Origin of the sequence: Neobacillus cucumis, assembly GCF_016908975.1 — a bacterium.
Taxonomy (GTDB): domain Bacteria; phylum Bacillota; class Bacilli; order Bacillales; family Cytobacillaceae; genus Neobacillus; species Neobacillus cucumis.
The window spans coordinates 13,433-39,661 of the sequence record NZ_JAFBEX010000030.1; the positions used below are offsets into that span (position 1 = coordinate 13,433).

Sequence of the window (26,229 nt, forward strand, 5' to 3'; positions counted from 1 at the left end):
CTAAAATCTATAATACACAAGGTGGGCACTCAACAATGTCATGGGAAAAGTGTAAACACGATAATTATAAAATTGAAGCTGATTTTTCTGCAGATCCTATTTGTGTGTTAGATGTAGCTGGAATTTTGACCTTGATGATTTTCCGTTATCTGAAGGTTTAAAGAAAGAGCTAATCAGATGGGGTTCAGCATTTGAAAAAGTTGTCGATTTAAATGGCGATTGTTTGAAGGATACAGCTTTTTATCAACGTGTAAAAAATCATAATGACTGGGGAGAAATACTTACTGCAAGAGTTAGAGAAGAATTAGGGGACGACTATCCAATTGTGTTTAAACCTTATATTTAAAAAGACGTGTTATTATTGAAACTCGCCCATTTGTGGAAGATAAATAATTTAAAATAACTTCAAAAAGTGATTTTTAGTTATTGTGCTAACGCCCCCGTTACTTTAAGTGCATTTTTTCACAATCTACTTTAGACATTTCAAGCTTATGTCGGTGCTTTTTCTGCAATAATAACTTAGAAAAAATTATCTATTTGCTTTCCACTCTTGGTAAGCTTTCACACCATGCCAATTATTTCCTCCAGGACTTATAAGACCATATTTATTCTTTAGAATTCTGATTTCTTTCAATGCATCTTCCTTGCTTTCATGATTTTTTTCAAAGGAAGAAAACCATACATAGTAACCAGAACCGCCCTTATTCTTAAGTATTATGTTAGGATTGTTATATTCAAAGATTGCAATATTTGAAACTGGTAGACAAACATCTGAAGGGTGATTAGTCTTTTTATCCTTCCAGCCATGTCTTCTCATAATATCTATCGCTCTCGCTCTTTCTTCTATGCTGTTGTGGTAAAAATTAACCATCGCACGCTTCTCCGAATTAATAAATAAAAAACCATGCAATTCTTCTTTCATAAGTAACTCCCCTCTTTTATAATTGTATCAATTTAACTTTCTTCTTTTGTAATATGTATGTGCAGGTCAAAAGTTTAACCACTAAAATCGTTTTGTGTGGGGTCCATCCGTATCGGAGTAAGGGTGGACAATTTTCTCATTTTGATGCTTCGTGAAGATATAGTTTAAAGTGGCTTTGGATTTTCATTTAAAAAGCCTAAGCAATAAATAAAATTAATATATACTTTGTTGAAGAGCCAAATTTCCCCTCATGATTTATAGGGGATCCATTACAAGAAGGGTGCCTATATGGTACCCTATTTTGTTGGAAAATTACTATTTTCGAGAGGAGAAAGTAAGTAACCTTTATTAAACAATAGGTTCATATTGTTCACTTAATACATAAAGTAATTATTGGTAATAATACTCATCAAAGGGCAAGGTAATAACTTAAACACCAAAGAAATTCCATCCAGAATATACCTTGCCCAAACAGTACATAGACGAATGCCTAAGAAAAATTAACATTCACCACATATAATAAATTCTAACACTGATCTTCAATCAAAAAGTCGGGAGAAATCCCGACTTTTTGATTGCCATAGTCACTCTATGTGTATTAAACGCTTTTTTCTTCTTCAACTATCTGCCTATTGGTGCAATAAAAAAAACTGGTACCAAATTCCTCTTATATTTCGAATTTATTATTTGTCCGATTAACCAATATATATTTTCAAATTAGGGAAGATTTATAAAAAAGACATATTCGATGGAGGAGAATGTTAATGGAGTCTGAACACAACAAAAGACTATCTGCTTCAGAAGTTGCACAAATTTGGACTAGTTACATGAACAGTAGCATGTGCAATTGCTTATTTACATACTTTTTGGAGGTAACCGAGGATAGCCAAATACACTCCATAATTAAAAAAGGAGTAGAACTATCGGAAACTCATTTAGCAAAATTATCTCTGCTCTTTCAAAAAGAGGGTTATGCAATCCCAAATGGATTTAAAGTGGATGAAGATGTAAACATTTCTGCTCCAAGATTATTCTCGGATAGTTTAATGATGTATTTAACACATAATATGGGTATGATGGCTTTTAGTTTTTATGCGATTGCAAAAACATTTGCTGTTAGGTTAGATTTAGATGATTTTTTTACCGAATGCGTTAATGAGCTAAGCAAATTTAATACGAATTCAAAAAATCTTTTGTTATCAAAAGGTCTATACGTTCGATCACCATTTTTGACTCCCTCAAAAGAAGTACACTTTGTGAAAAGTGACAATTTTTTATCCGGATTATTTGGAAAGAAGAGGCCTTTGACTGCAGTCGAAATTACAAATTTATTTGCAAATTTACAAAAAAACGCTTTAGGGAGAACAGTAATGATGGCGTGGAGTCAGGTAACTCAATCAAAAGAAGTGAAGCAATTTATGGTAAGGGGAAAGGAAATTGCTTCTAAACACACCAAGGTATTTGGTTCAGTGTTAGAGGAAGAGGGCTTACCTGTATCATTGCCTTGGGATGTAGAAGTAACTGACTCTGAAGCAGCCCCCTTTTCGGATAAAATGATGATGTTTATGGCTACTACTTTAACTGCCTTAAGTATAGGATATTACGGGACAAGTATGGCAACGAGTGCAAGAAAAGATTTGGCTCTTGATTATGTTCGATTATCAGCAGAAATCGCATCATTTGCTGAAGACGGAGCCAAAATAATGATAGAGAATGGCTGGTTAGAGGAACCACCTTTAGCAATGGACCGTGATAAATTATAGGAACACTTTTCAATGTTGATAAAATATATGGTTGATTTATTTTAAAGATATAGGCTGCCCTTTTATTTAAGAGGTAGCTGTTTTATTTTATCCCACACACCTCTTGTTCAACTATCCTGCATTTAGTTCAAAAAGAAAAACATTCCCCTTTGTTGAAGTAGTGCCCCCGTTACTTTAAGTGCAATATTTCACAAACTTTCAAATGGAATACCCCCATAATTACAAGACCAATAATGTAAGGTTTTTCTTGTTGTGGCTACTGTCAAAAAGCATACTTTATGACATGATGAAAAACATGTATTTGAACATATCATATTGTTAAACACACAAAATCAAAAAGGTTACGCTTCTCTTGCAAGGTGTGGTTGGTTATGCCCAGACAACTAAAAATTAAGAGTACAAGGAAGGTATAGAGGGTATACTACAACGTAAAGAATTTATCAGATATGAAGTGATGTGACGTGTTTCCGATAGCGATGGTGGTTTTCTCCGTATTTGTTGCATGGAAATGGGGCGATTGGAGAAATTGGCAAAAGTATCTTCCTACCATTCAATACTTTATTGGCTGTGACATGATGTACAACTTATTTACAAAGAACTATTCTTTGTGGGAATATCCACATCCACCAAATATATTGCCAAATCATTTAATTATAAATCTTTTTATAATGTTCGTACTTTATCCAAGTGTCATGTTAGTGTATTTATACCATTATCCTGAAAGGAAAAGTGTTATAAAACGGATTCTTTACATGCTGATGTGGATTGGAATTTGGTCGGTCTGTGAACTGGGTATGATTACATTTAAAAACTGTGTTTACCATCATGGATGGACTTATGCGTGGTCAATTGGATTTCTCTGTGTGATGAATCCTATGCTTCGTTTGCATCATAATCGACCATTATTGGCGTATATTTTGTCTGTGCCAATCATTATGTTTCTCCTTATCTGGTTTCACGTTCCTGTTTTCAAGTAACACCTATTTATTGGGACTGATAAGGTCGTTAAAATACTAAATAAAATGGTGTGGTATTATTGGAGTATTTGTTATTCGATTTATGGAATTCACCTATTTTAAATTCCATCTCCTTAAATAAATTGATCGATATACAGAAAAAGTGTAATGCAACACTCCAAACTTATTGGCAGGAAAATAACTACTTATCCCCCCAATGGTGGCTAATCGTCATACTCTGTATAATTCCACCAATAATATGGTTTAAGTTTGTTGATAAAAAGAGAATTACTCTTATCACTTTATTCGGATTATTTTATGGAATTACAGCCATTATTCTTGATTCCTTAGGAAGTTTTAGTTTAGCTTGGTATTATCCCTATCATCTCACTCCTTATTTGTACCCAGAATTATATCCTTACGATATTTGTGTTGTAATAATCCTTTTTATGTTTGTTTACCAAAGATGGGGAAATGACTTTAAAAGATTCTTTATATTTAATGGTCTTCTCTCTGCGTTTCTTGCTTTTCTAGCAGAACCATTTATGGAATGGTTAAGGATTTATAAAGAATTAACGTGGAAACATATCTATTCTTTCCCTATATATTGGATAGTGGGAATAATTTGTTGGATAATAATAGAGCAATTTAAAAAGTTAGAACAAAGGTAAAATTTCTTCTAACTTTTTAAATTCAAAAGGATTAAAAGCAGGATATTCCAGTATAAAAAATCTCAGTCCCTCAATGTCATAAATGAGAAATTGGGATTTTCCTCTTCAGATGGTGTAAGTTCAAGCCAATTATTAACATAAATCCCCCAAAAACACAGCCTTATATAAGGGTAATTACACTATTCTTATTGTGCTAACCTGCCAGTTAGTTTAAGTGAAAATATTCACAATCTATTGATTCAAAATCTCTTTTCATTTCGATTCATAATATTTGAACGAATAGCCTTGAAGGCTATAAAGCAGGATTAAGCCTGCGTATTGTTTAAGCAAATGCGATACCAAAGTCAACCTCTTTATTAATGACTTTGTGTAAAATATCTTTGGAATGTTCTGTTATAATTTTGATTCTAACATCTTTAAACTTAGATTTAAAAGCTGGCAAAATATCAGGGAATCGTCCAAGCCATTATATATAATTCTCCATAAAATGGTATTAAAATTGAATACTCACCTTCAGTTTTTTTCTTCTCTTCATAGAAGTGTCTTAGTGATACTTCTTCTTTTTTTGGTTCTATGCACTTGCCCTCAACAACACAGGAATACGTCTTTTTTAGTTGAACATACTAAAATCAACCGTAATTGGCATTCGTTACGGTATCTACCTTTTTAGCCGTAACCTACTCTGCACTCAGGGTGGGTTACTTGTTTTGTAGCCCTGTCCGAGTTTAGAAAACCGTACTGTGTAACCATTTCAGCCTAGAGTGGCAGAGGGACCCAGTACACCCCCCTTGTAGGGCTTATGGAGGTATCTGAGATGCCTGACTTGAGGGAGGCTGTAGAAGGTCTACAGGCACAGCTACAACTAGATATATAGTTAGATATATTAGTGTATGACTGCTGGTATAACGGCTATGACCAATAAAATGGACACGGTTATTACTTGGAATGAAAGAACTGTCTACCCAAAATAAAGAACTGGTGTATCAACTAAGTTTCACAATCGATAATGATGCAGCATTTATTCCTGTTCCATTCAAAACAGGTAATAGGGTATCTGTCGTTGGACCAATATTTTTAAGACGTATTTTGGAATTTTTGTGAATATGGAAAATTGCTTGTCCAACCATCATTAGAGTTGCATTATCAACTTGCCTTGTGATGCCATAGTTAGTAAGATTTTTATCAACCAAGGAATGTTCCACGAAAATGCCATATACCGATGTTGAGGCAGGACCGCCAATCAGTAAAGTATATTCTATTTTATAGTCTCCTGATTCTAATACCGTTAATGCGCCGCTTGATTGGGAAAATCTTATATTTTCCAAGGAACCATGTTGATTAAACCTTATATTTTCACCAGGTTTAACCTGGATGGGTTCCGACCCTATGAGTGTCACATAACCATAGGCCTGGGAGGAACTGCTCCAATGTTGTTCTGCCATCTTTATCACCACCTTTAAAACTTTTAATATATGATATTTAGGAAAGTATGAAAAGCCTGTACAAAAAGCTTCCCAAGGGCCTCTTTATTTAAAATGTGTCTTAATCAAATTTGACCTTCCTATTTAAGGTCAAATTTGCAAACAAAAAAGGTGACCTTTAAGATCAACCGGGAGTTCCGCGAACGTTTTTTTACTTATCAAACGACTAAGGAACGATATGAAAAAATAAAACCGTTAAATGCCTTATATCCCTTATTCCCTAGGAGCCGTTTTATCGGCTCCTTTATTTGTCCTCAAGTAAAGCAAGAATGTTTTTAATGGCGGCTGAATTATCGCCTTTTCTGAACTTATCGATAAAATCAACATAAAGCAGTTCGAAAACCCTTTCTAATGTATATCCATGTTGTGGCTGTACTTCTTCCATATCAGCCAACAACACTTCACCGCGGAGCGCGAATTTTCTCCTCATCCGAAGCTGCAAGGTTTGCATATCCTGGCGTACCTCTTTACGAATTAATTTAAAAACAGATTCCCCTTGCTTCGCCAGGTGCGTCTCCTGACCGGCTTGTTGGTCCAGTGACGTCAGCATTCGAAACAAGATTCGCGGATCGGGATTTTTTTTTGCATAAGTCAGAAAGTCGTTATATAAAAGATTTATTAAATCGTTTTGTGAAAAGGGCATTTCTGATAGATCCTGTATATCCTCGCAAAATACTTCGGCCCTTAAGAACAGATTTTTAGGAACATCTATCGATAATAATACGGTAGACGTCTTATTCATTTTCTGAAGGAAGCGACCGAAAAGGTCAGAGGAGCCAATTAGCGAAAGTTCCTCTTTCAAAAGGTCTGCCTGGCTATATTTCCCCATCGGCTAATCCTCCGAATTGTTTTTTCTTATATGCTTCTATAAAAATTCGGTGGGCTGCTTTACGAACGCTGTATTTCCAATTATCAGCGTATTCTCCTATTTTTTGATAGGTTTCATGGTCTACTTTGCAATGGACAGTATAAGGAAGGTCTTTATAGGTGACGTCTGGATAAACAAATATCTGATTAAGGCCGAACATTAGTATTTCCGTTCCCAATGCTGTTTTGGATCCATTCCAGAAGCGTCTTGATTCGCGTCTTAACACCGAATCCATAGATTCCGTAACTGGAATTTTTATGTCGTGTAGTTTATCTGATCGGACCTTTCTCTTTTGTGGTTCTTCATGTCTTTTTTTTGAAGTAGAGAGAACCGGGTTTAAATGTATTTCCTTCCCCATTCGTTTTTCCCCTTTCATTTTTGGTTCTATCTCCTGGTTGGTTGGACAGTTGGTCAAGTGAGTTCTCTTTTCTGAAAATAGAGGGAGGAGGTATATTTCTTCTTAATATTGGCCACCCTTCTGCTAGTGAGGTGATTTCGAATGAGTAAAGATAAAGGCATTTCAAAAGAAATAGCTCAGAAGCTTGCTAGCAAAGCTTCAACTCTTAGTTATGTGAAAAGCACCAGCCCTAAAAAAGGCTAACCTATAATGATTTTTATGCCACCTTGTTCGATAATCTTGATTGGTGGTGTAGGAACCGTTTTTTTTATATAGTTTTGATCTTTCCAGCATCGTTCTTCATCCTTTTCCCAATCAGGTTGGGGGAGAGGGACGTCAGTTGTTTGATGCTTTTTAAGAATAGCTTTGTATTCGTCTGAATGCGCTGCAACAAATAAGGCTAGTCGGATGATCTGGTTTCGATCTAACGTTGTAGCTTTAAAAATTTTTTCTACATAATCCTTGTAAATATCTGGATATCTTACCGTTGGTCTATAACTCATTTTCTTCCCCCCTTTGTACAATTTATATTGACGTCAGTTGGTAAAAATGCAAGGTGGATAAAAATTATAGCCGTTTTGCCACTCTTTTTTTGGAGGTCGAAGAGATTCCTATTTAGGGAGAATTAAAAAAATGAAATTCTAAGAGACGTCATAAAACCCTAGACAAGGGGGTACCGCCAACAAATGCGGTTATCTTAACCAGTCTAAATAGATGACTTTACAGTACTCAATGTAAAGTTATCTATTTTTTTGTTTCTTTAAATCCTGTTTAACCATATTAATTTTTATAGTATTCAAAGAAGGAGGATGATTTGTTTTTCCGTCATGAAGACTTTGTTGAGATTGATTAAGATAATGACGTAGATTAAAATCTCGTCTAGGTATCGCAAGGGACTCCGTCACTCTAAAAAACTGGTTCTTTGCTCTTGTTCCAGTACTAGCATCCAATTATTTGGATGCTTTTTTGTGATGCAGCTGCTTTTTGCATTTTTCCGCTGAAGTAAGCATTTGCTTAAAATTTAAAAAATTCATAGGAAATGCCCTGTCACTTTCCTATGAAGAGAATATATTAGGATGATATATATTTTGAAAGGAGGTGTATTTATTGGGGGATAAAAAGAATCAATGCTCTGATCCGATTTATCGCTATCTCGATGACTTTGTAGGAAAAGAGGTAACATTAACGCTTTATGAAGGACAAGTTCTCTCTGGAGAATTGGTTGACTTAACTAATTGTTTAATAGTTCTAAGAGAAACAGAAGTCCTTTCACCTTTTATTGCTCAAAACCTAACAATCGTTAGAGCTAAAGACGTCATGATTGCAACTGTTCAATCGGAATCGGAATCGGAATCTAGCTCTAGTTCTAGCTCTAGCTCTAGCTCTAGCTAACACAAAAAGGAAGGCAGTAAATTCACTTCTTTTCACTCGATTACTACCTTCCTAATAAAATATAAATATTCTAAATGGGAGTAAGAAAGATATAAACAGAAAAAATGATTAAATAAATTTTACATGAGGATGCAATATGAATGAAAGTATTATTTGTTCTTTCTGGATATTCAGGGCTATATCCTTATTTGGAAAAATCAATTCAAGATACGTTTATTTCATTGGGACATAGCATTAAAACAATTAATCCAAAAATTAATGAAGAAAACATTGAGTTAATTGAAAGCTTTGAACCCGATTTTGTTCTTGTCTTTGTAGGATATAAAATTCAAATGGAATTACTGCATAATTTGAAGAAAAAAGGACATATTCTTGGCATTTGGTTTACAGAAGATCCATTTTATATAGACAAGTCTATAAGCCTAGCTGAAGAATTTCACTTTATATTTACGATAGATTTAGGTGCATATGAATATTACAAACAAATACTTCCGGCCAAAAATATAATTCATCTTCCCTTAGGCACAGACCCTTCTATATACTTTCCTCCTAAATCCAACAATCATTATTTTTATGATTTGTGTTTAGTCGGTTATCCATATCCTGAACGAGTCCAACTTGCGAATTATCTTTTAGAACAAACAAGGCATAAGTTAATTTTGGCTGGACCTTTTTGGAGAAGATTTATAAAAAGTGGAGATTCAGAGAGAATGACTGTAATCAATAAATGGATTGAGCCTAGTTTAGTTAACCAAGTATATCATTCTTCCAAAATCATTTTGAATAGCCATCGATCTTTTAAATTTCACAAAAATATAAATACGCTTGGGATTGAAAATAAGAGTATCAACAACCGCACCTTTGATATAGCTGCTAGTGGCGGGTTTCAACTACTTTCAGCAAGACCTGATATAGGTTCACACTTTGACACGAAAAATGAAATAATAACCTATTCTACGGATGAGGATTGCAAAAATTTAATTCATAAATTTTTAAATGATGGCGAGAGGCAAAGGGCTGATTATAGTAATAAAGCAAGGGAGAGAGCCCTGAACTGTCATACCTTTTCTCATAGAATCCAACGAATGATTAACATAATTGAAGGGAGAGAAGATAAAATTTGACTATTCTGAAAGACAAAACGATTCTCGTAACAGGTGGTACAGGATCATTTGGGAAGAAATTTGTCAGTAGAGCTCTAGAAACAGATGTGAAAAAAGTGATTGTTTTTAGCAGGGATGAATTAAAACAATATGAAATGGCACAGGAGTATACCGATCCGAGAATGCGCTTCTTTATTGGAGATGTTCGTGACAAGGAGAGACTATTGCGTGCGTTTGAAGGTGTTGATATCGTTGTCCATGCCGCCGCATTAAAACATGTTGGGGTTTGCGAATACAATCCCTTTGAAGCAATCAAGACGAATATTTTAGGTGCTCAGAATATTATCGATGCGGCCATTGATCGAGGCGTGGAAAAAGTAATTGCGTTAAGTACCGATAAAGCTGCCAATCCAATAAACCTTTATGGGGCAACAAAATTAGCATCCGATAAATTATTTGTTGCAGCAAATTCTTATTGTGGCTCTAAGAAGACTCGTTTTGCGGTAGTGAGGTATGGGAATGTTGTAGGAAGTCGCGGCAGTGTGGTTCCATTTTTTAAAAGGGTAAAAGAAACAGGGGTCATCCCCATTACGGATGAAAGAATGACCCGTTTTTGGATAACCTTGGATCAGGGGGTACAGTTTGTAATTGATAACCTGGGAAGAATGAGGGGAGGAGAAATTTTCGTTCCCAAAATCCCAAGCATGAAAGTAACGGATCTAGCCACTGCTCTTGCACCCGATTGTAAAGTTGAAATCATAGGGATTCGCCCGGGAGAGAAACTGCATGAGACCATGATCACGGAAGATGATGCACGCCGTACTTTAGACTATGGTACCTACTATGTTATCCAACCGGAATTCTCTTGGTGGGATACAAAAGACCTAAAAGACGGATCACTCTTACCAAATGGGTTCAGTTATGTAAGTAATACGAATAGTGAGTGGCTTACAGTGGATGAACTGCGTGGATTAGTAAACGAATATTAGACGGAAGGAGGACTATGGGTGGAACATAAACCTATTCGGGATACTTTTCTTCCATACGGACGCCAGTGGATTGATGACGATGATATTGAGGCGGTCACAAGGGTTTTAAAAGGAGATTATCTAACAACAGGCCCCTTCATATCTCAATTTGAACAAGCTATAGCCGATTATGCAGGAGCAAAATATGCCGTGAGTTTTGCCAATGGTACATCTGCATTGCATGGTGCATGCTTTGCAGCCGGGATCATTGAAGGAGATGAAGTCATAACCAGCCCTCTTACGTTTGCGGCAAGTGCAAACTGTGTCTTATATCAAGGTGGTAAGCCCGTATTTGCAGATGTTGACGAAGAAACCTATAACATAGATCCTAAAGAAATTGAAAAAAAGATTACGAATAAAACGAAAGCGATCATCCCTGTTGATTTTACGGGTCAACCAGCTAGCTGGGACGAAATCACTGCAATTGCCAAAAAATATGATCTTGTGGTAATTGAGGATGCCGCCCATGCACTTGGTGCCAGCTATAAGGGCAATAAGGTGGGATCGTTTAGCGACATGACCATGTTCAGCTTTCATCCAGTCAAGCATATTACATCGGGTGAGGGAGGAATGGTTACCACCAATAACAAAGATTACTATGAAAAGCTCTTGCAATTTCGTTCACACGGTATTACAAGAGAACCTAGTAAACTAACGGAAAAACAAGGACCCTGGTATTACGAAATGCAGTTCCTAGGTTTTAACTACCGTTTAACAGATATTCAAGCAGCACTGGGCATTAGTCAATTGAATAAAATAAATCGTTTTTTAGAGCTAAGAAGGAAATACAGTTCTATGTATAATGAAGCCTTCAAGAATAACTCTATAGTTAAAATTCCTTATCAAGATCCTAATAACAGTTCAAGCTGGCATTTATACATTTTACGACTAAACTTGGATCAATTAACGGGAACTAGGGAAGATATTTTTAATGCTTTACTCAAAGAAAATATCGGAGTAAACGTACATTATATTCCTGTTTATTTATTACCCTATTATCGAGGGCTCGGATACACACCAGGCCTGTGTCCAAAGGCTGAAAAGCTGTATGAAGAATTTATTACGCTGCCGCTTTTCCCTGCAATGAATGAAAAGGATGTTAGAGACGTTATTGATGCGGTAGAAAAAGTGCTTAACCAATACAGAAAATTTAAGGAGGTGATTCTTTGAAAGTGGTATGCATTATTCAAGCAAGAATGGGATCTAAGAGACTACCTGGAAAGATCATGAAAGAGGTCTTAGGTAAACCATTGCTTGAATATCAAATTGATAGAGTAAGAAGGTCAAAGTTTATTCAGGAACTGGTGATAGCCACTTCGAAAAATGATTTAGAACAGCCTATTATCGATTTATGTAATAGGCTTTCTGTTGCCTATTTCCGTGGTTCCGAACTAGACGTTTTGTCCAGATACTGGGAAGCTGCAAAGAAGTATGAAGCAACAGTTGTGGTCCGTCTAACATCAGATTGTCCATTGATGGATCCTGCCATAATGGATACACTCATTGCCATATTCTTATCAAAGAGGAACCAATATGATTACATTTCAAATACGATTGAAAGAACCTTTCCACGGGGTTTTGACGTAGAGGTGTTTTCAATGAATGCCTTAGATGAGGCCCATGAGAAAGCAATAAGTCCAAGCGATCGTGAACATGTGACACCGTATTTTTACCTTCATCCAGAAAAATTTAGCCTAGGCAATGTGAAGAATACAATTGATTTAAGTCATTATCGGTTGACTGTTGATACAGAGGAAGACTTTCAATTAATTAAAAATGTGATCCATTATCTACATGATAAGCAGGTTGAATCAGCCAAACTTGAAGAGATATCTAGTTTATTACGGGAAAAACCGGAGTGGGCGTTAATAAATGCCCATATCGAACAAAAGAAAGTAGATGATTTGATATGAATGTAGTGTTTCGTGTGGATGCTTCTAACGAAATAGGATCAGGACATGTAATGAGATGCTTAACACTTGCAGAAAAATTACGCGAACATGGTGTCACTGCAACGTTTATCTGCAGGGAACATGTCGGGCATTTATGCGATTTAATCGAAGAGAAGGGGTTCAAGGTATTAAAACTTCCTGCTCCTTTACGGAATACCCAAATACCATTATTGACTCCACATTCCCATTGGCTAGGTGCTCCATTAGAAGAGGATGCAATTCAGTGCAAACAATTACTACAAAGATGCTCTGTGGATTTACTGATTATTGATCATTATGCTATTCACTATGAATGGGAACACATTCTTAGGGGTATCGTCCGTCGAATCATGGTTATCGATGATTTAGCAGACCGGAAACACGATTGCGACCTTTTATGTGACCCAACTGTTCTGGATAATCCTAATAAATATAATTTACTCGTACCCACACATTGCAACACATTCCTTGGTCCTAACTATGTGTTGTTGAGACCTGAATTTTACGAGCAAGGACTCCACTCGAGGCTCCGAACAGGTCCTGTTAAAAGAATTTTCATTTTTTTTGGCGGTGTGGACCCTACAAATGAAACGGGAAAAGCACTTGCTGCCTTTTTAGAATTAGGGCGGGAAGAGATCCAAGTCGATGTAGTTGTTGGCCGATCAAACACACATAAAATCAAGTTGAAAGAACTTTGCAATCAATATCCTAATCTGAACTTTCATGTGCAAATAAATAATATGGCCAGAATCATGCATCTGGCAGATCTATCGATTGGTGCTGGAGGTTCGGCCACATGGGAACGATGTTATCTTGGTTTACCAACAATTGTATGGAGCATTGCGGAAAATCAGAAAGAAATTTGTAAGGACCTTGGAAGAAAAAACGTCATAAAATACCTAGGGGATTGCGATTTAGTTAAACAAGAAAATGTAATAGAGAAGCTCAACGAGATGATTGAAAATGAACAAGAACGTACAAATATGTCCAGTGCGGGTTTTATATTGATGAAAGGTAATTTGGATCATCACAAACAAATGATAAAGAACATTCTGAATTTAGGTGAATAGTATGGACTATGAATTAAGGTCATTAACCGAGGAAGACAAGGATTTAATCTTTAAATGGAGAAATTTGAAGTTTATTCGTTCTAATATGTTTAATGATAAAATAATCCCTTATGAAGATCACTGTCAATGGTTCGCTAATACCCTTACGAATCATGCCGAGCACTACCGCGTATTTGTGAAACATACACAACCATTGGGTCTTGTTTCATTTAAAAAGAGTGATTCGCAACATCTAGATTATTTCTGGGGATTTTATATCGGCGAACTGGATGCACCTAAGGGCGCTGGTTCAATCATGGGAAGTTTAGCGTTAGATTATGCTTTTGAAAGTTTAAATGCGAAAAGAATTATCGGGGAAGTACTATCTACTAATAAAAAAAGTGAGGCGTTTCATCGAAAACTAGGCTTTAAACAAGATTTACGTTATAAAAACAGTATTTACCGAAATGGTCAGTTTATTACGATTAATAGGTTCATCTTAGATAAAGAAATCTGGGAGTTTCATAGATCATAATTTAAATTTAATTCACTTGAAAGGGTGTAATTAATGATGGAAATGAATCTGGGAGGAAGAATGGTTGGACCTAATCATCCTCCTTTTATTATTGCAGAAATGTCTGGAAATCATAATCAATCCTTGGAACGTGCTTTACAAATCGTCGAGGCTGCTGCGGAAGCTGGTGCACATGCCTTGAAAATACAAACCTATACGGCTGATACAATGACCATTAATCTAGATACAAAAGATTTTCAAATCAATGACCAATCAAGTTTATGGAAAGGAAATAATCTTTATAAACTCTATCAGCAAGCATATACTCCATGGGAGTGGCATAAACCCATATTCAACAAAGCAAAGGAACTAGGAATGATCCCATTTAGCACTCCATTTGATCATACAGCCGTAGACTTTTTAGAGGAATTAAACGTACCTATGTATAAAATTGCTTCATTTGAAAACAATGATCTCCCCTTAATTAAAAAGGTTGCAGCCACAGGGAAACCTCTAATTATCTCAACTGGAATGGCCACAATCGAGGAATTAGAAGAAACTGTCCAAACCGCCAGGGCATTCGGATGTAAAGATTTAATTCTCTTAAAATGTACGAGTACCTACCCTGCTTCACCCGAAAATACCAATATCACTACAATTCCCGATATGAGGGACCGTTTTGGATGTCAAGTAGGTTTGTCCGACCATACGATGGGGATTGGTGTTGCTGTGGGCAGCATTGCTTTAGGTGCAACCATAATTGAAAAACATTTTACCATCTCTAGAGCTGAAAAAGGAGTGGATTCCGCCTTTTCGATGGAACCTGATGAAATGAAATCATTGGTTATCGAAGCAGAACGTGTCTGGCGATCATTAGGTCATGTAAGCTACGGAACAACTTCGGAAGAAAAAAAATCGTTGAAATTCCGAAGGTCAATCTATGTGGTAAAAGACATAAAACCCGGGGACATTCTTACGACAGACAATCTTAGAGTTATTCGTCCCGGGTTTGGTTTGGCCCCAAAATACTACGACCAGTTAATCGGAAAAACGGCAGCAAAAGAAATAAAGGCTGGAACTCCAACCGATTTTTCACTATTAGAAGAATAAAAATGCAAATAAAATAAGGACCTGCCATTTGGTACATGTCCTTATTTTATGAAAAATATAAGTAATCAAAATTACCACTTCCGCTTGGTCTATTTATCGTTAATTTTATCTATTAATCTACTTGCCGAAAATCCATCAATATAAAGTCCTTTTATATATTGATTCCTTATTTCAAGATAAGCTTCCTTATGCTGTGGTGAAGTAAAGTAATTATTGACGACACTGTATAATTGATCGGGATCTTTTTGTTTATGTTCACCTAAACTATCAAAATAGTCATACGGCCGATTACTGTTTAGAAAGTCGTAGACGAAAACTGGCTTGTTAAATAAAATACTTTCAAGTACAACAGTAGATAAAGTAGAAATGACACCATCAATATGAGGAAGTAGTTCATATAAGCAGTTCTCTTTTGATGTTAGTACTTTTACTGATTGGTACTTTTTTTCAAAAGTTTGATATAGCTTATACTTACCCTTGGCAATTTCCCAAGGATGGGGCTTAATAATGAATTGAAATTGAGTATTACCGATTAGATTCGTCATTAACTTTGTAAATTTAGCATCATCTATACTAGGACCTGTTATGACTAATAACTGAGTTTTGGTTGAATCGAGGTTTAATTTTCTTAAAAATTCTTGATGGTTAATCGTTTTTTTGTAAAAAATTTCATCATATTTAGGATGGCCAATCTCCGCTATCCGCTCTATTGTGACTCCTCTTTGTGTATACCAATTTTTCTCGTATTCACCATATGCGGCAACAGAACGTGTAAAAACAGGCATAAATGCCTCTTCTCCCATTAAAATCCCGTGCTGAAGACATATACTTTTTATGCCATGCATGGAACCAACAATAGCGAGCGATCTGCTTACCATATCTTCTGTTGTTCCAACAATAATCGCGGATATGGTGAGTTTCTCAAATAGATTAAAAGCAGCATTAAGTGTTTTAATAATTGAAGGAATCCGTTTGAGAAACGTCTGTTGAAAAAAATCATTACTAAAGGCGGGATGATGCTCTAATTTTCCAAATAACGATTTTGCTTTTTTCACGAGATCATTAGAAATTTCTTCTGTTGATTCTTCATAGTTATCCAGCCTCTCAGTTGGAATTCCGTGAAGATGTGTTTTTTTAGAACGGGAAAGAATGAGGGTTTTTCCTTGATCAAACCATTGTTGATAACTACGCTCCGGAATCCGGGTATAATCATAATTTATCAGAATCCTCCCGTCCGTTTTTATGGTCTTCGAAGGAAGTATACTATCGGGTATCCATTTATCAAAATAGGGTTGCAGCATCTCTTGTTTCAAATCAGGGTATTTTCCACTGATAGGAAAATCGTCTTTTTCCATTTTCGTTTTCAGTTCTTGGTCAATTTGCTGATAAAAATTTGTTAGTAAGGGAATAGGAATCCCTTTATAGGTAAAGTTTTTGAAACGTTCAACAAACTCGCGATAGATCCCCCAGTAATTTTTCAAGTAAGTATTCATCCAATTTGTCCCCGTTTTAATGCCCTTAAGGAATCTCTTAATTCCTTACATGTTCTTTGCAGTGGTAATTTCTCAGCAAATTCATTGGGATTTGAGCTAAAGATCTGAGCATGAATAGACTTAGGCGTAATAGAGTTATAATCTAGTATTTCCGGTATTGGATAGAACGGCCAAAAATGATTGAGTCTCCAGAAAAATCGGGCATCCCCAAGTCGATAAAATTGGGGGTCTTCGTCCCAATTGGAGCCAAATGTTTCGGTTATAATAGGCAGCAATTCTCTTCTGTGTATAATTGAACAATGATCGGTAACACAAGGGGCCAACCATTGAACCACTTTTGCAGGTCTTACAATCGATTTTGTGATTTCCCCATTCTCATTTAAATAATTGGTTTGTGACGCTGAGTATACAACCATAACTTTTGGGTGGTTTTCTAGATAATCCACCATTTTCTCTAATTTATTCTTATGATAAACATTATCATCCGTTGCATATGCAATATAGTCTCCTGTGGCGAATTCTAATGCCTGATTAATTAAAACGGCATACCTTGTTTTTGCCACTCTTTCATCAACAGTTTGAATCTCACTCTTGAAAAATTTTACTCTCTCATCCGTTAAAAATGGTTCAATAGAGTTTAATGTTTTTTCATTTGAATTATCATCCATGATAAATAATTCAAAGTCTTTAAGAGTTTGGCTTAAGATGGATTGAATGGTTTTCCCGACATACTCATGTTTATTATAGCTGGTGAGAATAATCGATACTTTCGGCATTTATCTACCTCGTTTCTTATTTAAAAATAACCATACTTACATTCTTTATACTTTATGAGATTAAAGGGAATTTTGGTACAACTTCAATCAGTTTAATTAAAAATAGGTCATAATCGAATTTTTAATTTTCAGCAGAAAGTCTATCTTTCTCAAAGTAGTACCCTTTTTATTTCATGTACATAGAATATTTAAGAGTCGTACTTATTTTGGTTATGAGCAAAAGGAGGCAATTCATGAAAGGAATTATTTTAGCAGGAGGAAGTGGGACAAGATTATATCCTTTAACAAGGTCGATATCAAAACAATTATTACCCATTTATGATAAACCAATGATTTATTATCCACTTTCAACACTTATGCTTGCCGGAATAAAGGAAATCCTTATAATATCTACTGCGCAGGATACTCCACGTTTCAATGAATTGCTTGGAGATGGATCAAACTTCGGCATTTCAATAAAATATGAGGTACAAGCATCACCAGACGGAATAGCCTCAGCTTTTATCATTGGAGAAAAGTTCATTGGCAATGATAATGTCTGCTTAATTTTAGGTGATAATATTTTTTATGGATTTGAGTTCCAATGTTTATTGGACGATGCTGTAAAAAACAAAAGTGGTGCAACTATATTTGGATATTTTGTTTCCGATCCGGAAAGATTCGGAGTCGTTGACTTTTCAGCCGATGGAAAAGTTACCTCCATCGAGGAAAAACCAATTCAACCAAAAACAAATTATGCAGTGACCGGCCTCTATTTTTATGATAACCGCGTGATTGACATCGTAAAAAAATTACAGCCATCTGCAAGAGGTGAACTAGAAATAACTGACGTTAATAAGGCTTATTTAGAATTGGGGGAGTTATCAATAAAATTAATAGGTCCTAGTAACGCTTGGATTGACACTGGTACACACCATTCATTATTTAATGCCTCACAATTTATAAAGACCATTGAGGAAACTCAAAACATTAAGATTGGTTGCATTGAAGAAATAGCCTTTCAAAAAGGTTATATTTCAAAAGATAGACTATATAATTTAGCCAAACCTTTATTGAAAAATGAGTACGGCAAGTACTTAATCGAAGTTGCCATGATCAAAAAATAGAGGGTATGAGATATAATTAGCTTTAAGGTGGCTGGATCCTCGTACCTACTTGACCATAGGAACAAATTTATGAAGTTACAATATAGAGTGAACTATAGTTTTGTCCAAGAAACTCATCCTTTTCCAGATAGGTCTGAATCTTTTTTAAGAAGGAGTTAAGAGTTAAATGAAAGTACTTGTTACAGGAGGAGCAGGATTTATTGGAAGTAACTTTATTCATTATTTTCTGGAAAAATATCCCGATGCTTTTATTGTTAATTATGACAAACTAACTTACGCTGGTAATCTAGATAACATATCGGATGTTCCATTTTCTAAACGCTATACCTTTATTAAAGGTGATATCATTAACGAGGAATTAGTCGACTATGTAGTAAAGACACAAGAGGTGGATTTAATAGTTAATTTTGCTGCTGAATCTCATGTAGACCGAAGTATTGCTAATTCTTATGAGTTCGTCAAAACAAATATTGTTGGAACGCAAAGTCTTTTAAATGTAGCTAAAAATCATAATATTCGTTTTATTCAAATTTCCACCGACGAAGTTTATGGTTCATTAGGAACAACTGGCTTTTTTTCAGAAGAGACTCCACTATCCCCAAATAGTCCCTATTCGAGCAGCAAAGCGAGTGCTGATTTCTTAGTGAAATCATATCATCAAACTTATGGATTAAATGTTAACATCACAAGATGTTCGAATAATTATGGACCATTTCAATTCCCTGAAAAGCTCATACCACTCATGATTATTAACGCATTGAATAATAAGAACTTACCCATTTATGGTGATGGGAAAAATATTCGAGATTGGCTTCACGTACGAGACCATTGTTCTGCAATTGATTTAGTTATTCAAAAAGGACAACCTGGTGAAGTCTACAATATTGGCGGCCATAATGAACGGACTAATTTAGAAATTGTTGAAACTATTGTTAATACCCTAGGTGTTTCTAGGAACCTTATAACATTTGTACCTGATCGTTTAGGTCATGATTATAGATATGCGATTGACTCAAGTAAAATTCAGAATGAATTAGGCTGGAAACCGTCTTATTCATTTGATGAGGGTTTAGCTGAAACTATACTATGGTATCAATCACACCAGGGATGGTGGAAGAGATTAATATCAAATTGATGGTTTGAAAGATAATATCCTATTGAGAGGTGAGAGGTCATTACTAAGGTTTTGGTTACAGGAGCAAACGGACAACTTGGGACAGATTTGGTACTATACTTAGAATCATTAGGATATCAAGTTTTTGCATTGGGAAAATCCGAATTAGACATTACAAATGAGAATGAAGTATATAAAAAAGTCACTCAAATTAAACCAAATATAATCATTCATTGTGCTGCTTATACTAATGTCGATAAAGCGGAATCGGAGAGGGATCTTGCTTTTCTGATAAATGGAATAGGGACGCGTAATATTGTTTTAGCAGCAGAATTAATTAAGGCGAAAATAGTTTATATTAGTACAGATTACGTTTTTGATGGTTCTTCCACTTCCTCATATCATGAATTTTCACCTGTATCTCCACTGAATATTTATGGATATTCTAAGTTGGCCGGGGAAAATTTTGTGCGCGACTTCCATTCGAAATTCTTCATTGTGAGAACCTCATGGGTTTTTGGAGTAAAAGGGAACAATTTCGTAAAAACAATGCTTAAGCTCTCTAAAGAGAAGGAACATTTATCGGTTGTTAAAGATCAGGTGGGGTGCCCAACTTATACTGTGGACCTCTCAAAATGTATTGTGGAGCTAATGGAATCTGAAAAATATGGGATTTACCATGTGTCAAATACCGGGTATTGCTCTTGGTATGAGTTTGCGAAGGAGATTTTTTATCAATCTAACAATCTAATTAAACTAGAAGCTTGCTTGACAGAGGAATTTCCCCGTTCTGCAAAACGTCCCAAGTATTCCGTTATGGATCATATGGGACTAAGAATTAATAATTTTAATGAAATGCCTCATTGGAAGGATGCATTAAGTCGGTTTTTGTTAAAGATCAGTAAATCTTAAAAAGGTTTAGTTTTAATCCAAATATCACAGCAGGTGAGGTCTCCTTGTTGTAATTTTTCACATGCTAAAGCTGGATTTTTAAGAGTCCTTTCAGGGGTCCCCCTGCGCAAGCAGCCGTACCTTGATATACTAATATGCCTGTCGTAACACAGCAATTAAACCGAAATCTTTAACCCTTATTCGATAAATTTAACAAAAACCTCCATTTTGTTTCATAAAATAAAACGAGTGCATATCTTATAAGTATAATGAGTATAGGAGGAAGAGACAGTCGATGGGAAATACCGATTCAAACAGTTACCTTAGTTTGAAGGATTCAGCATTGTTTGTATTAAATTTTTTAGATATAAATCCAAATATTGATAATAATCTTGATAAAATGTATCGTCGCATTATAAGATTGATGAACCGTAGTGAAATACCTTTTAAAAAGGTAAACCAAAGATACTTTCTTAATACAACAGATATCGTATTATTAGGAATTAAAATAAAAGAGGAATTAAAAATATCGAATTCTTATGTAGAAAAGCAAACGCCTGAGTATAAAACTACATCAAGCATCCATTTTCAGACAGAACAACCAATTGAAAAAATAGAAAATATTATCCAACTCCATAAAGATAAAACTATTTCTGCTAAACATGCTTTAATTATTATTAATTCAATCATCAAAAATTACAAAAAGGCTTAATTGGATTTGTTGCACAATCAAATATGACGAAAAAAGCTAGACCAATCCACTTATTAAAATTAAAGATCCTATAAAAGCAATTAAGAAGAAAATTAAGAATCGGAAATCATATGTCGAGAATTCTTAAATAACTCTTTAGTAGCTAATATAGAATCTTCACGGCAATATCCATTAAAATCTTTTTATCATTTTCTAAGTTAAAATCAAGGATATTGAGCTAATAATTGGATTTAAGTATAGTCCATGAATTTACTAGATCTACTATGAATTTCTTGAGTAATGTGAATATAGTGAAATAGAATAAGAAAAGTATCAATGACCATAATTCACTAAGCCATTATCATAAATTTCTCTACGAATTGAGCTACTTTGTGAGTATCAACCTTTTTTACTTTTACTTCCGCTGCAGTGATATGTGTTTTTAAATTTTTAAATTTTTTAATGTCTCTAAAGGATAAATCACCATTTAATAATTGAATGGCGATATCTTTAACTTCATCATTATCAATTTGGTATAAAAGATAAGATAAACAACAGATTTTGTCCATTTTTTATCCCCCTTACAGACGTACATTCATGTTTAATTCGATATCTTGCATATAATTATTAAATTATTGTTGTACAGTAGTTTGTTAGAGTATTTTTATTCGTTTTATAATCGCTACTAAACAACTATTTAGACTAAATTCATAATAATCGATAACAAAGCGTCTACTGGAAAAATAAGACTTGCAAAAAAGGCTCATTCTTGAGTTATCAAACACCTTGTCTCAGTGATTTTCCTATCCGGATTTTTTATTTTCCGTTATTTTATTTACTACCATATTTTCTCCATCTGAGCGTTTCCCCAGGCATTTCGAATTAAATTCATCCAAATTTGATTTATTTATTCATTGGAATTAATCAAAGGTAAATGTTGGAGAATTAATAAAAAAATGGTATAAATAATTATGTGAAAACAATCGATTGAATCGCATACTAAGTGAAAAAGGCAAAACTATTGAAAGATAGTGACGCAAAGCCGCGAGCCTAAGGAATGGGCTGTATATATCCAGTTCTACGGTAGTCGGGCCGCCAAAGGAGTATTTATGGAAAAAATTGATTTAACCAGACTTTTAAGCAAACTTATAACAGATTATGAAAAAGTACATGGAATGCAAACATTTGAAGTTAAAAAGGTTAATAATTTATTTGTACATATAAACATAAATCAAAATATCATTGAATCTTTTAAAAAATTTTCTTTGAATTGTAATTTTGTAGATGGCATAACTCTTTTTGATTTTCCTATAAGGAAAGAGATCAAAGAGAAAATGTTATCAATATATGAGATTGCTTGGAATGGTAAAGAAATAACTAATTTTGAGTTTTTAATCGATTGGGAGATTATTGTTGTTTATAGTCTAAAAGCTATACAAAAAAATGGAAGAACGGATAGACTAGAAGGACATTGTGTATCATTAGACGGAAAAAATTTTTCTTATACTAAGAAATTATATACTTTCCCTAATTAATTTTTTTTGTTGATTGATATTCGTAACTTCCGAATAATTTCTATTGCAAGTTCCAGTTCTTGTTCAGTTAATTCAATGTCATCAAGATAAAGACGATAGTCTTCAAGAATATTAGTTGAATTTAAATCCAAATAATTCAAAAATTCTTCTTCTTCCTTTGAATATAAGTCCAAAAAGTAATTTAGATTTACATCATAGACATCTGCAATTTTTCGTATTAAAGGCAAAGATGGTTGGAGTATTCCACGTTCAATTTTGGATAAATTACTAAAATCATAATTAATCTTTTGAGCTAACTCCTTTAGAGTATCACCCTTTTTTTTTCGAAGTTCCTTTACCTTTCTCACATTAATCATTTATTTCACTCCATAGATGTAATACAAAAACAGTATATGAATAACTTAAGTAAAAAACAAAAGCAATTTAAAAATTGGTAAAAATAGAAAAATAAAACTAATTTTTGTTTTAAATTGGTATTATTGACCAAAAATAGGAATATTATAAATATGTGACTAAATATTTATCTAAAAACGATTCAACATTTCGTGTCTGAATGATATTTAAATTTTCAAATGATAATGGGTAATTGATTTTTTTAGATACGATCCAAATAAAGGGGAAATGAGGCTCCTGATTTAAATACCATTCCTCTTTTATCCATTCTTTAGATTGATAATAATATAGATATCGATTAAATTTTTCAGCCATCACTCTTGCTGAATAGACGGAGTTCTGAATCTCTACAAAAACAGGAGTATTATTCAAAATCATAAAAATATCTGGCTGCATAAAATCTGTTCCGAATCGTGGTTCAACTCGAAAGACGGACGGTTTTAAATAACGACAGACGGAAATATAGAAATCGGCAATCGCCAGGTAATGTTTCACTTTCTGAGAAGTTACTTTTATTATAGGTGGATTTGGGAAATAAATATAGGGTGTATTACTTTCATTAGCAATTATATGCCCTTCTCGCCTCATTCTCTTTAGTACAAAATTAGTTGAAGTAATGGGATTTTTGAGGGTACTAAAAAATAAAGTTGAAAGTTGATCTCTTGATAGGCAACGAAAAAGGTGTAATGCCTGGATGATATCCCTATCCCTCTGTTTTAGCATAATAAATTTCCTCCTCCTTTTCTTACTAACAATCGCCGTTTATAATAAAATTGGGATTTGAAATAAACTATATATAAAGTTATATACAGTCCGTTACAAATGTAGTACCTACATTTGTTTTTTCGCGTTTGACTAATATGAATAACGATATAAAAATAATAAAGATTTTGTTTGTAACTATAAATTCCTCCCTTTTTCAGCCCTCAGAAAACTCTGTATTCTTTTGGATAACAAAGCTGTAATTATTCTTTCATGATTTTCTCCACTTTTGCGATTTTCTAACAACTTGTTCGGCTGCTGTTGTTGTTTTCACCTTCCTCTCTCTCTTGGCCCTTCGGGTGCCACTCCCCTCTCTCCTTAATGAGGTTGCTATCGAAAGCAGCTTTTTTTTGCATCGCTTATTATAATCAAATGGGCATGAGTCACTTCTCACTTTAACTAACCTGCCTTCACAATTTCCATGATGTTTTAACATAGAAATCAATTATCTTAAAAACGTTCCTCAACAATCTGGCCATTGAAAAAAAAACCATCTCTAAATGTTGAGATGGTTTTGTATAATACGAATCTAAGAGACGTATCTGCTATAAAACGCCTTAAGGTGTAATCGTTGCCTTAAGGCAACCTATGACTTAATAAAGAGACTGTCAATCGTCATCATCGTCAAATAAGTATTTTGAAGCAAAACTGAGGGCTTCTTGTGATACTTCTTGATTTATTGTTTCTTTTATTTCTGATTTCTCTTCCGTTATTGGTTGTTGCCCAACTGTAGAAACAGGAACAACAGTTGCTGCATTTATTGGAGCACTTCCAAAATAAATTGGTGCATTTTGCAAAGCAGGAGTTATTGTCTTTGTTAATAAAAAATAAGCTAAACTAGACATCATATCCTGAAATTCTTTGCTTGCCAGCGTTTTGCGTTGCTCTTCCGTTAAAATAACAGGTAGTTGTAAGTGTAAAAAATGATTATCATTTAGCTGTTTTCCTTCTGAAAACAAATTGTTCCAGAGGTCAATGATTTTGGAAGTAAATTCTCTACCGTGCTCTTCTTTTAGTTCATTTAGCGTATCCAGCACAATATCTGGTGTAGTGTTTGGAAAGCGGATCGTAAATAATGACCCTCCTTCGTATTTCGTTGCTTTTTTCATAAAAATCACCTTTAAACAGATACAATTTCAAGATTTTTATGTTTGGCATAAAGTTGTAGTGCTTTCCAGTATGCACGGGAGATCATCCATACCGATTCATCTGGATCAATAAATTCTAAAGGATAATTAATTTCTTTATTTAGTTCCAGGATATATTCTTTTAAAAGTGCAGAACCTCCACCGATTAAAAAGGCCTTTTCAAGCTCAGGGGCAGCTTCCCACGTATTTTCAATATGTTTAAATTGAACCTTCGCTGCTTTTTCTAAGGTTGGAATAATTTCTTTTTCAGCAGAAACTTTTTGTCCTTTTACTAATACCATTTTGTCATTTTTGATTACATCTAAAACATGCTGCAAGCTTGGTAATTTCACTTTATGTGTCTTATCAATAGATTCTAGGATTTCTTGTAGGTATTTTAATGTACCCTCGTCGATTCCTTGGCTAGCTTTGTTATGAATTTCTCCATCAGCTTTAAATACGGCTGTGTCAGTAGAGACACCACCAATGTCATTAATCATAATGCATTTGTTTTTTAAATATTCATTCCGAGCTTGTAAGGAATTATCAGTTGTTAGGTCTAAAAATGCTGCATACCCTTCCCCGTTAACTAAAACATCTGAAAATGTAATTTTTACGGATTTCCCTTGTAGCTTAGGTGTCTGTAAGAATGTTACTACATGCTCTTTGTTCATTAAGCGTTGTTTAAGTACTTTTTTCTTTTTGTCCTTCACTTCATCAAGCGGTAGCCCTGTGCTTAAAAGAAAATTTGCTTCAAATACACCGTTGAAGGAAGGAAAATGTTTTACAGCGTCGATTGCCAGTGCTGTTAATAGCACGACAAGTGATTGATCACTCTCAGCCTTGATAGAGCGGATTCCCATACGATCATTGTGATCATAGCCAGTTGCGAGATTACCAACGACATAAATGCCCGTCTCATTTGATAAAGATGGTGAAGAAATTTTTACATGTAAGCCGTTCAATATATCTTTCTCTAATTCTATAATTTTACGATCTTCTTCTTCTTTGGCCACTACATTAGGTATGTATAACCTTTCATCAAATCCACCGAAAATCCCTTTCAATGCATCGTTTCCAATATCAACACTAGCAAAACGAGTGGTTATTTTCATTTATATCCCTCCAAGAGCAACATTTACCAATTTGGTAACAT

General features: G+C 34.6%; 30 protein-coding genes, 1 pseudogene and 1 riboswitch. Of the genes and pseudogenes, 17 read left to right on the forward strand and 14 right to left on the reverse strand.

From position 1 onward, the window contains the following. The first annotated feature begins 100 nt into the window (after window positions 1–100). Window positions 101–346, forward strand: a complete 246-nt coding sequence (locus tag JOC76_RS25840) for an immunity protein CdiI family protein (RefSeq protein ID WP_205181686.1) — start codon at window positions 101–103, stop codon at window positions 344–346. A gap of 183 nt (window positions 347–529) precedes the next feature. Here JOC76_RS25840 and JOC76_RS25845 read toward each other — a convergent pair whose 3' ends face one another. Then, window positions 530–922, reverse strand: a complete 393-nt coding sequence (locus JOC76_RS25845) for a hypothetical protein (RefSeq protein WP_205181687.1) — start codon at window positions 920–922, stop codon at window positions 530–532. Window positions 923–1,686: 764 nt separating this feature from the next. Here JOC76_RS25845 and JOC76_RS25850 point away from each other — a divergent pair. The 3 genes from JOC76_RS25850 to JOC76_RS25860 all read left to right on the forward strand — a co-directional run bounded on the left by JOC76_RS25850 (window position 1,687) and on the right by JOC76_RS25860 (window position 4,312). Next, a complete protein-coding gene (locus JOC76_RS25850) occupies window positions 1,687–2,685 on the forward strand; it encodes a DUF3231 family protein (RefSeq protein WP_205181688.1) in 999 nt (332 codons plus the stop codon). Between the two features lie 476 nt (window positions 2,686–3,161). Beyond that, complete coding sequence (locus JOC76_RS25855) at window positions 3,162–3,662, forward strand: CBO0543 family protein (protein ID WP_205181689.1); 501 nt, start codon at window positions 3,162–3,164, stop codon at window positions 3,660–3,662. Window positions 3,663–3,721: 59 nt separating this feature from the next. Then, window positions 3,722–4,312 (forward strand): CBO0543 family protein, encoded by a 591-nt coding sequence (locus JOC76_RS25860; protein WP_205181690.1) that lies wholly within the window; start codon window positions 3,722–3,724, stop codon window positions 4,310–4,312. A 334-nt stretch (window positions 4,313–4,646) separates the two neighbouring features. On the opposite strand, the pseudogene JOC76_RS30785 reads toward JOC76_RS25860, so the two are convergent. The 6 genes and pseudogenes from JOC76_RS30785 to JOC76_RS25885 form a co-directional block, all read right to left on the reverse strand. Next, window positions 4,647–4,763: pseudogene (locus JOC76_RS30785) on the reverse strand (LysR family transcriptional regulator); the annotation flags it as partial. Window positions 4,764–5,295: 532 nt separating this feature from the next. Beyond that, complete coding sequence (locus tag JOC76_RS25865; RefSeq protein WP_205181691.1) at window positions 5,296–5,754, reverse strand: hypothetical protein; 459 nt, start codon at window positions 5,752–5,754, stop codon at window positions 5,296–5,298. A 283-nt stretch (window positions 5,755–6,037) separates the two neighbouring features. After that, complete coding sequence (locus JOC76_RS25870) at window positions 6,038–6,622, reverse strand: hypothetical protein (protein ID WP_205181692.1); 585 nt, start codon at window positions 6,620–6,622, stop codon at window positions 6,038–6,040. Continuing rightward, a complete protein-coding gene (locus tag JOC76_RS25875; RefSeq protein ID WP_205181693.1) occupies window positions 6,609–7,019 on the reverse strand; it encodes a hypothetical protein in 411 nt (136 codons plus the stop codon). The genes JOC76_RS25870 and JOC76_RS25875 overlap by 14 nt, the downstream gene beginning before the upstream one ends. Window positions 7,020–7,258: 239 nt before the next feature. After that, entirely contained in the window at window positions 7,259–7,561 is a 303-nt protein-coding gene (locus tag JOC76_RS25880) for a hypothetical protein (RefSeq protein WP_205181694.1), read from the reverse strand. Window positions 7,562–7,798: 237 nt separating this feature from the next. After that, window positions 7,799–8,008 (reverse strand): hypothetical protein, encoded by a 210-nt coding sequence (locus tag JOC76_RS25885; protein ID WP_205181695.1) that lies wholly within the window; start codon window positions 8,006–8,008, stop codon window positions 7,799–7,801. A gap of 157 nt (window positions 8,009–8,165) precedes the next feature. On the opposite strand from JOC76_RS25885, the gene JOC76_RS25890 reads away from it, so the two are divergent. From JOC76_RS25890 to pseI, 8 genes are all read left to right on the forward strand, one after another. Then, on the forward strand, window positions 8,166–8,450 hold the full coding sequence (locus tag JOC76_RS25890; protein ID WP_205181696.1) for a hypothetical protein: 285 nt from the start codon (window positions 8,166–8,168) through the stop codon (window positions 8,448–8,450). 140 nt (window positions 8,451–8,590) lie between these two features. Next, on the forward strand, window positions 8,591–9,574 hold the full coding sequence (locus JOC76_RS25895; protein ID WP_205181697.1) for a CgeB family protein: 984 nt from the start codon (window positions 8,591–8,593) through the stop codon (window positions 9,572–9,574). Window positions 9,575–9,576: 2 nt separating this feature from the next. After that, window positions 9,577–10,542, forward strand: coding sequence for a UDP-N-acetylglucosamine 4,6-dehydratase (inverting) (pseB, locus tag JOC76_RS25900; RefSeq protein WP_372442011.1), 966 nt, complete (start codon window positions 9,577–9,579; stop codon window positions 10,540–10,542). 18 nt (window positions 10,543–10,560) lie between these two features. Then, the gene (gene pseC, locus JOC76_RS25905) at window positions 10,561–11,751 is read left to right on the forward strand and encodes a UDP-4-amino-4,6-dideoxy-N-acetyl-beta-L-altrosamine transaminase (protein WP_205181699.1); all 1,191 of its coding nucleotides are present in this window, start codon (window positions 10,561–10,563) and stop codon (window positions 11,749–11,751) included. After that, window positions 11,748–12,494: a cytidylyltransferase domain-containing protein gene (locus JOC76_RS25910; protein WP_205181700.1), complete on the forward strand. Its 747-nt coding sequence runs from the start codon at window positions 11,748–11,750 to the stop codon at window positions 12,492–12,494. The genes pseC and JOC76_RS25910 overlap by 4 nt, the downstream gene beginning before the upstream one ends. Beyond that, window positions 12,491–13,582 (forward strand): UDP-2,4-diacetamido-2,4,6-trideoxy-beta-L-altropyranose hydrolase, encoded by a 1,092-nt coding sequence (gene pseG, locus JOC76_RS25915; RefSeq protein ID WP_205181701.1) that lies wholly within the window; start codon window positions 12,491–12,493, stop codon window positions 13,580–13,582. Before JOC76_RS25910 ends, pseG begins: the two co-directional genes overlap by 4 nt. A gap of 1 nt (window position 13,583) precedes the next feature. Next, window positions 13,584–14,096, forward strand: coding sequence for a UDP-4-amino-4,6-dideoxy-N-acetyl-beta-L-altrosamine N-acetyltransferase (gene pseH, locus JOC76_RS25920; protein ID WP_205181702.1), 513 nt, complete (start codon window positions 13,584–13,586; stop codon window positions 14,094–14,096). A gap of 33 nt (window positions 14,097–14,129) precedes the next feature. Continuing rightward, a complete protein-coding gene (gene pseI / locus JOC76_RS25925; RefSeq protein WP_205181703.1) occupies window positions 14,130–15,185 on the forward strand; it encodes a pseudaminic acid synthase in 1,056 nt (351 codons plus the stop codon). 89 nt (window positions 15,186–15,274) lie between these two features. Here pseI and JOC76_RS25930 read toward each other — a convergent pair whose 3' ends face one another. Further along, window positions 15,275–16,678 carry a CDP-glycerol glycerophosphotransferase family protein gene (locus tag JOC76_RS25930; RefSeq protein WP_205181704.1) on the reverse strand — a complete coding sequence of 468 codons (1,404 nt, stop codon included), beginning with the start codon at window positions 16,676–16,678 and terminating at the stop codon, window positions 15,275–15,277. Continuing rightward, window positions 16,675–17,454, reverse strand: coding sequence for a glycosyltransferase family 2 protein (locus JOC76_RS25935; protein WP_205181705.1), 780 nt, complete (start codon window positions 17,452–17,454; stop codon window positions 16,675–16,677). The genes JOC76_RS25930 and JOC76_RS25935 overlap by 4 nt, the downstream gene beginning before the upstream one ends. A 233-nt stretch (window positions 17,455–17,687) precedes the next feature. Between JOC76_RS25935 and rfbA the strand changes: the two genes are divergently transcribed. The 4 genes from rfbA (at window position 17,688) to JOC76_RS25955 (ending at window position 21,277) form a co-directional block, all read left to right on the forward strand. Then, the gene (gene rfbA, locus JOC76_RS25940; protein ID WP_205181706.1) at window positions 17,688–18,560 is read left to right on the forward strand and encodes a glucose-1-phosphate thymidylyltransferase RfbA; all 873 of its coding nucleotides are present in this window, start codon (window positions 17,688–17,690) and stop codon (window positions 18,558–18,560) included. 166 nt (window positions 18,561–18,726) lie between these two features. Beyond that, the gene (gene rfbB / locus JOC76_RS25945) at window positions 18,727–19,695 is read left to right on the forward strand and encodes a dTDP-glucose 4,6-dehydratase (RefSeq protein ID WP_205181707.1); all 969 of its coding nucleotides are present in this window, start codon (window positions 18,727–18,729) and stop codon (window positions 19,693–19,695) included. Window positions 19,696–19,746: 51 nt separating this feature from the next. Beyond that, window positions 19,747–20,586: a dTDP-4-dehydrorhamnose reductase gene (gene rfbD / locus JOC76_RS25950; protein WP_239557977.1), complete on the forward strand. Its 840-nt coding sequence runs from the start codon at window positions 19,747–19,749 to the stop codon at window positions 20,584–20,586. Between the two features lie 274 nt (window positions 20,587–20,860). Further along, window positions 20,861–21,277: a hypothetical protein gene (locus JOC76_RS25955; protein ID WP_205181708.1), complete on the forward strand. Its 417-nt coding sequence runs from the start codon at window positions 20,861–20,863 to the stop codon at window positions 21,275–21,277. A 329-nt stretch (window positions 21,278–21,606) separates the two neighbouring features. On the opposite strand, the gene JOC76_RS25960 is transcribed toward JOC76_RS25955, so the two are convergent. Continuing rightward, entirely contained in the window at window positions 21,607–21,825 is a 219-nt protein-coding gene (locus JOC76_RS25960) for a hypothetical protein (RefSeq protein WP_205181709.1), read from the reverse strand. A 432-nt stretch (window positions 21,826–22,257) separates the two neighbouring features. Next, window positions 22,258–22,356: riboswitch (cyclic di-GMP riboswitch) on the forward strand. Window positions 22,357–22,365: 9 nt separating this feature from the next. On the opposite strand from JOC76_RS25960, the gene JOC76_RS25965 reads away from it, so the two are divergent. Next, the gene (locus JOC76_RS25965) at window positions 22,366–22,791 is read left to right on the forward strand and encodes a hypothetical protein (RefSeq protein WP_205181710.1); all 426 of its coding nucleotides are present in this window, start codon (window positions 22,366–22,368) and stop codon (window positions 22,789–22,791) included. Here JOC76_RS25965 and JOC76_RS25970 read toward each other — a convergent pair. The 4 genes from JOC76_RS25970 to JOC76_RS25985 all read right to left on the reverse strand — a co-directional run bounded on the left by JOC76_RS25970 (window position 22,788) and on the right by JOC76_RS25985 (window position 26,188). After that, a complete protein-coding gene (locus JOC76_RS25970) occupies window positions 22,788–23,147 on the reverse strand; it encodes a helix-turn-helix domain-containing protein (RefSeq protein WP_205181711.1) in 360 nt (119 codons plus the stop codon). The genes JOC76_RS25965 and JOC76_RS25970 overlap by 4 nt on opposite strands. Window positions 23,148–23,289: 142 nt before the next feature. After that, window positions 23,290–23,907 (reverse strand): replication-relaxation family protein, encoded by a 618-nt coding sequence (locus JOC76_RS25975; RefSeq protein ID WP_205181712.1) that lies wholly within the window; start codon window positions 23,905–23,907, stop codon window positions 23,290–23,292. 647 nt (window positions 23,908–24,554) lie between these two features. Continuing rightward, complete coding sequence (locus JOC76_RS25980) at window positions 24,555–25,055, reverse strand: hypothetical protein (RefSeq protein ID WP_205181713.1); 501 nt, start codon at window positions 25,053–25,055, stop codon at window positions 24,555–24,557. 11 nt (window positions 25,056–25,066) lie between these two features. Next, entirely contained in the window at window positions 25,067–26,188 is a 1,122-nt protein-coding gene (locus JOC76_RS25985; protein WP_205181714.1) for a ParM/StbA family protein, read from the reverse strand. Between the last annotated feature and the right edge of the window lie 41 nt (window positions 26,189–26,229).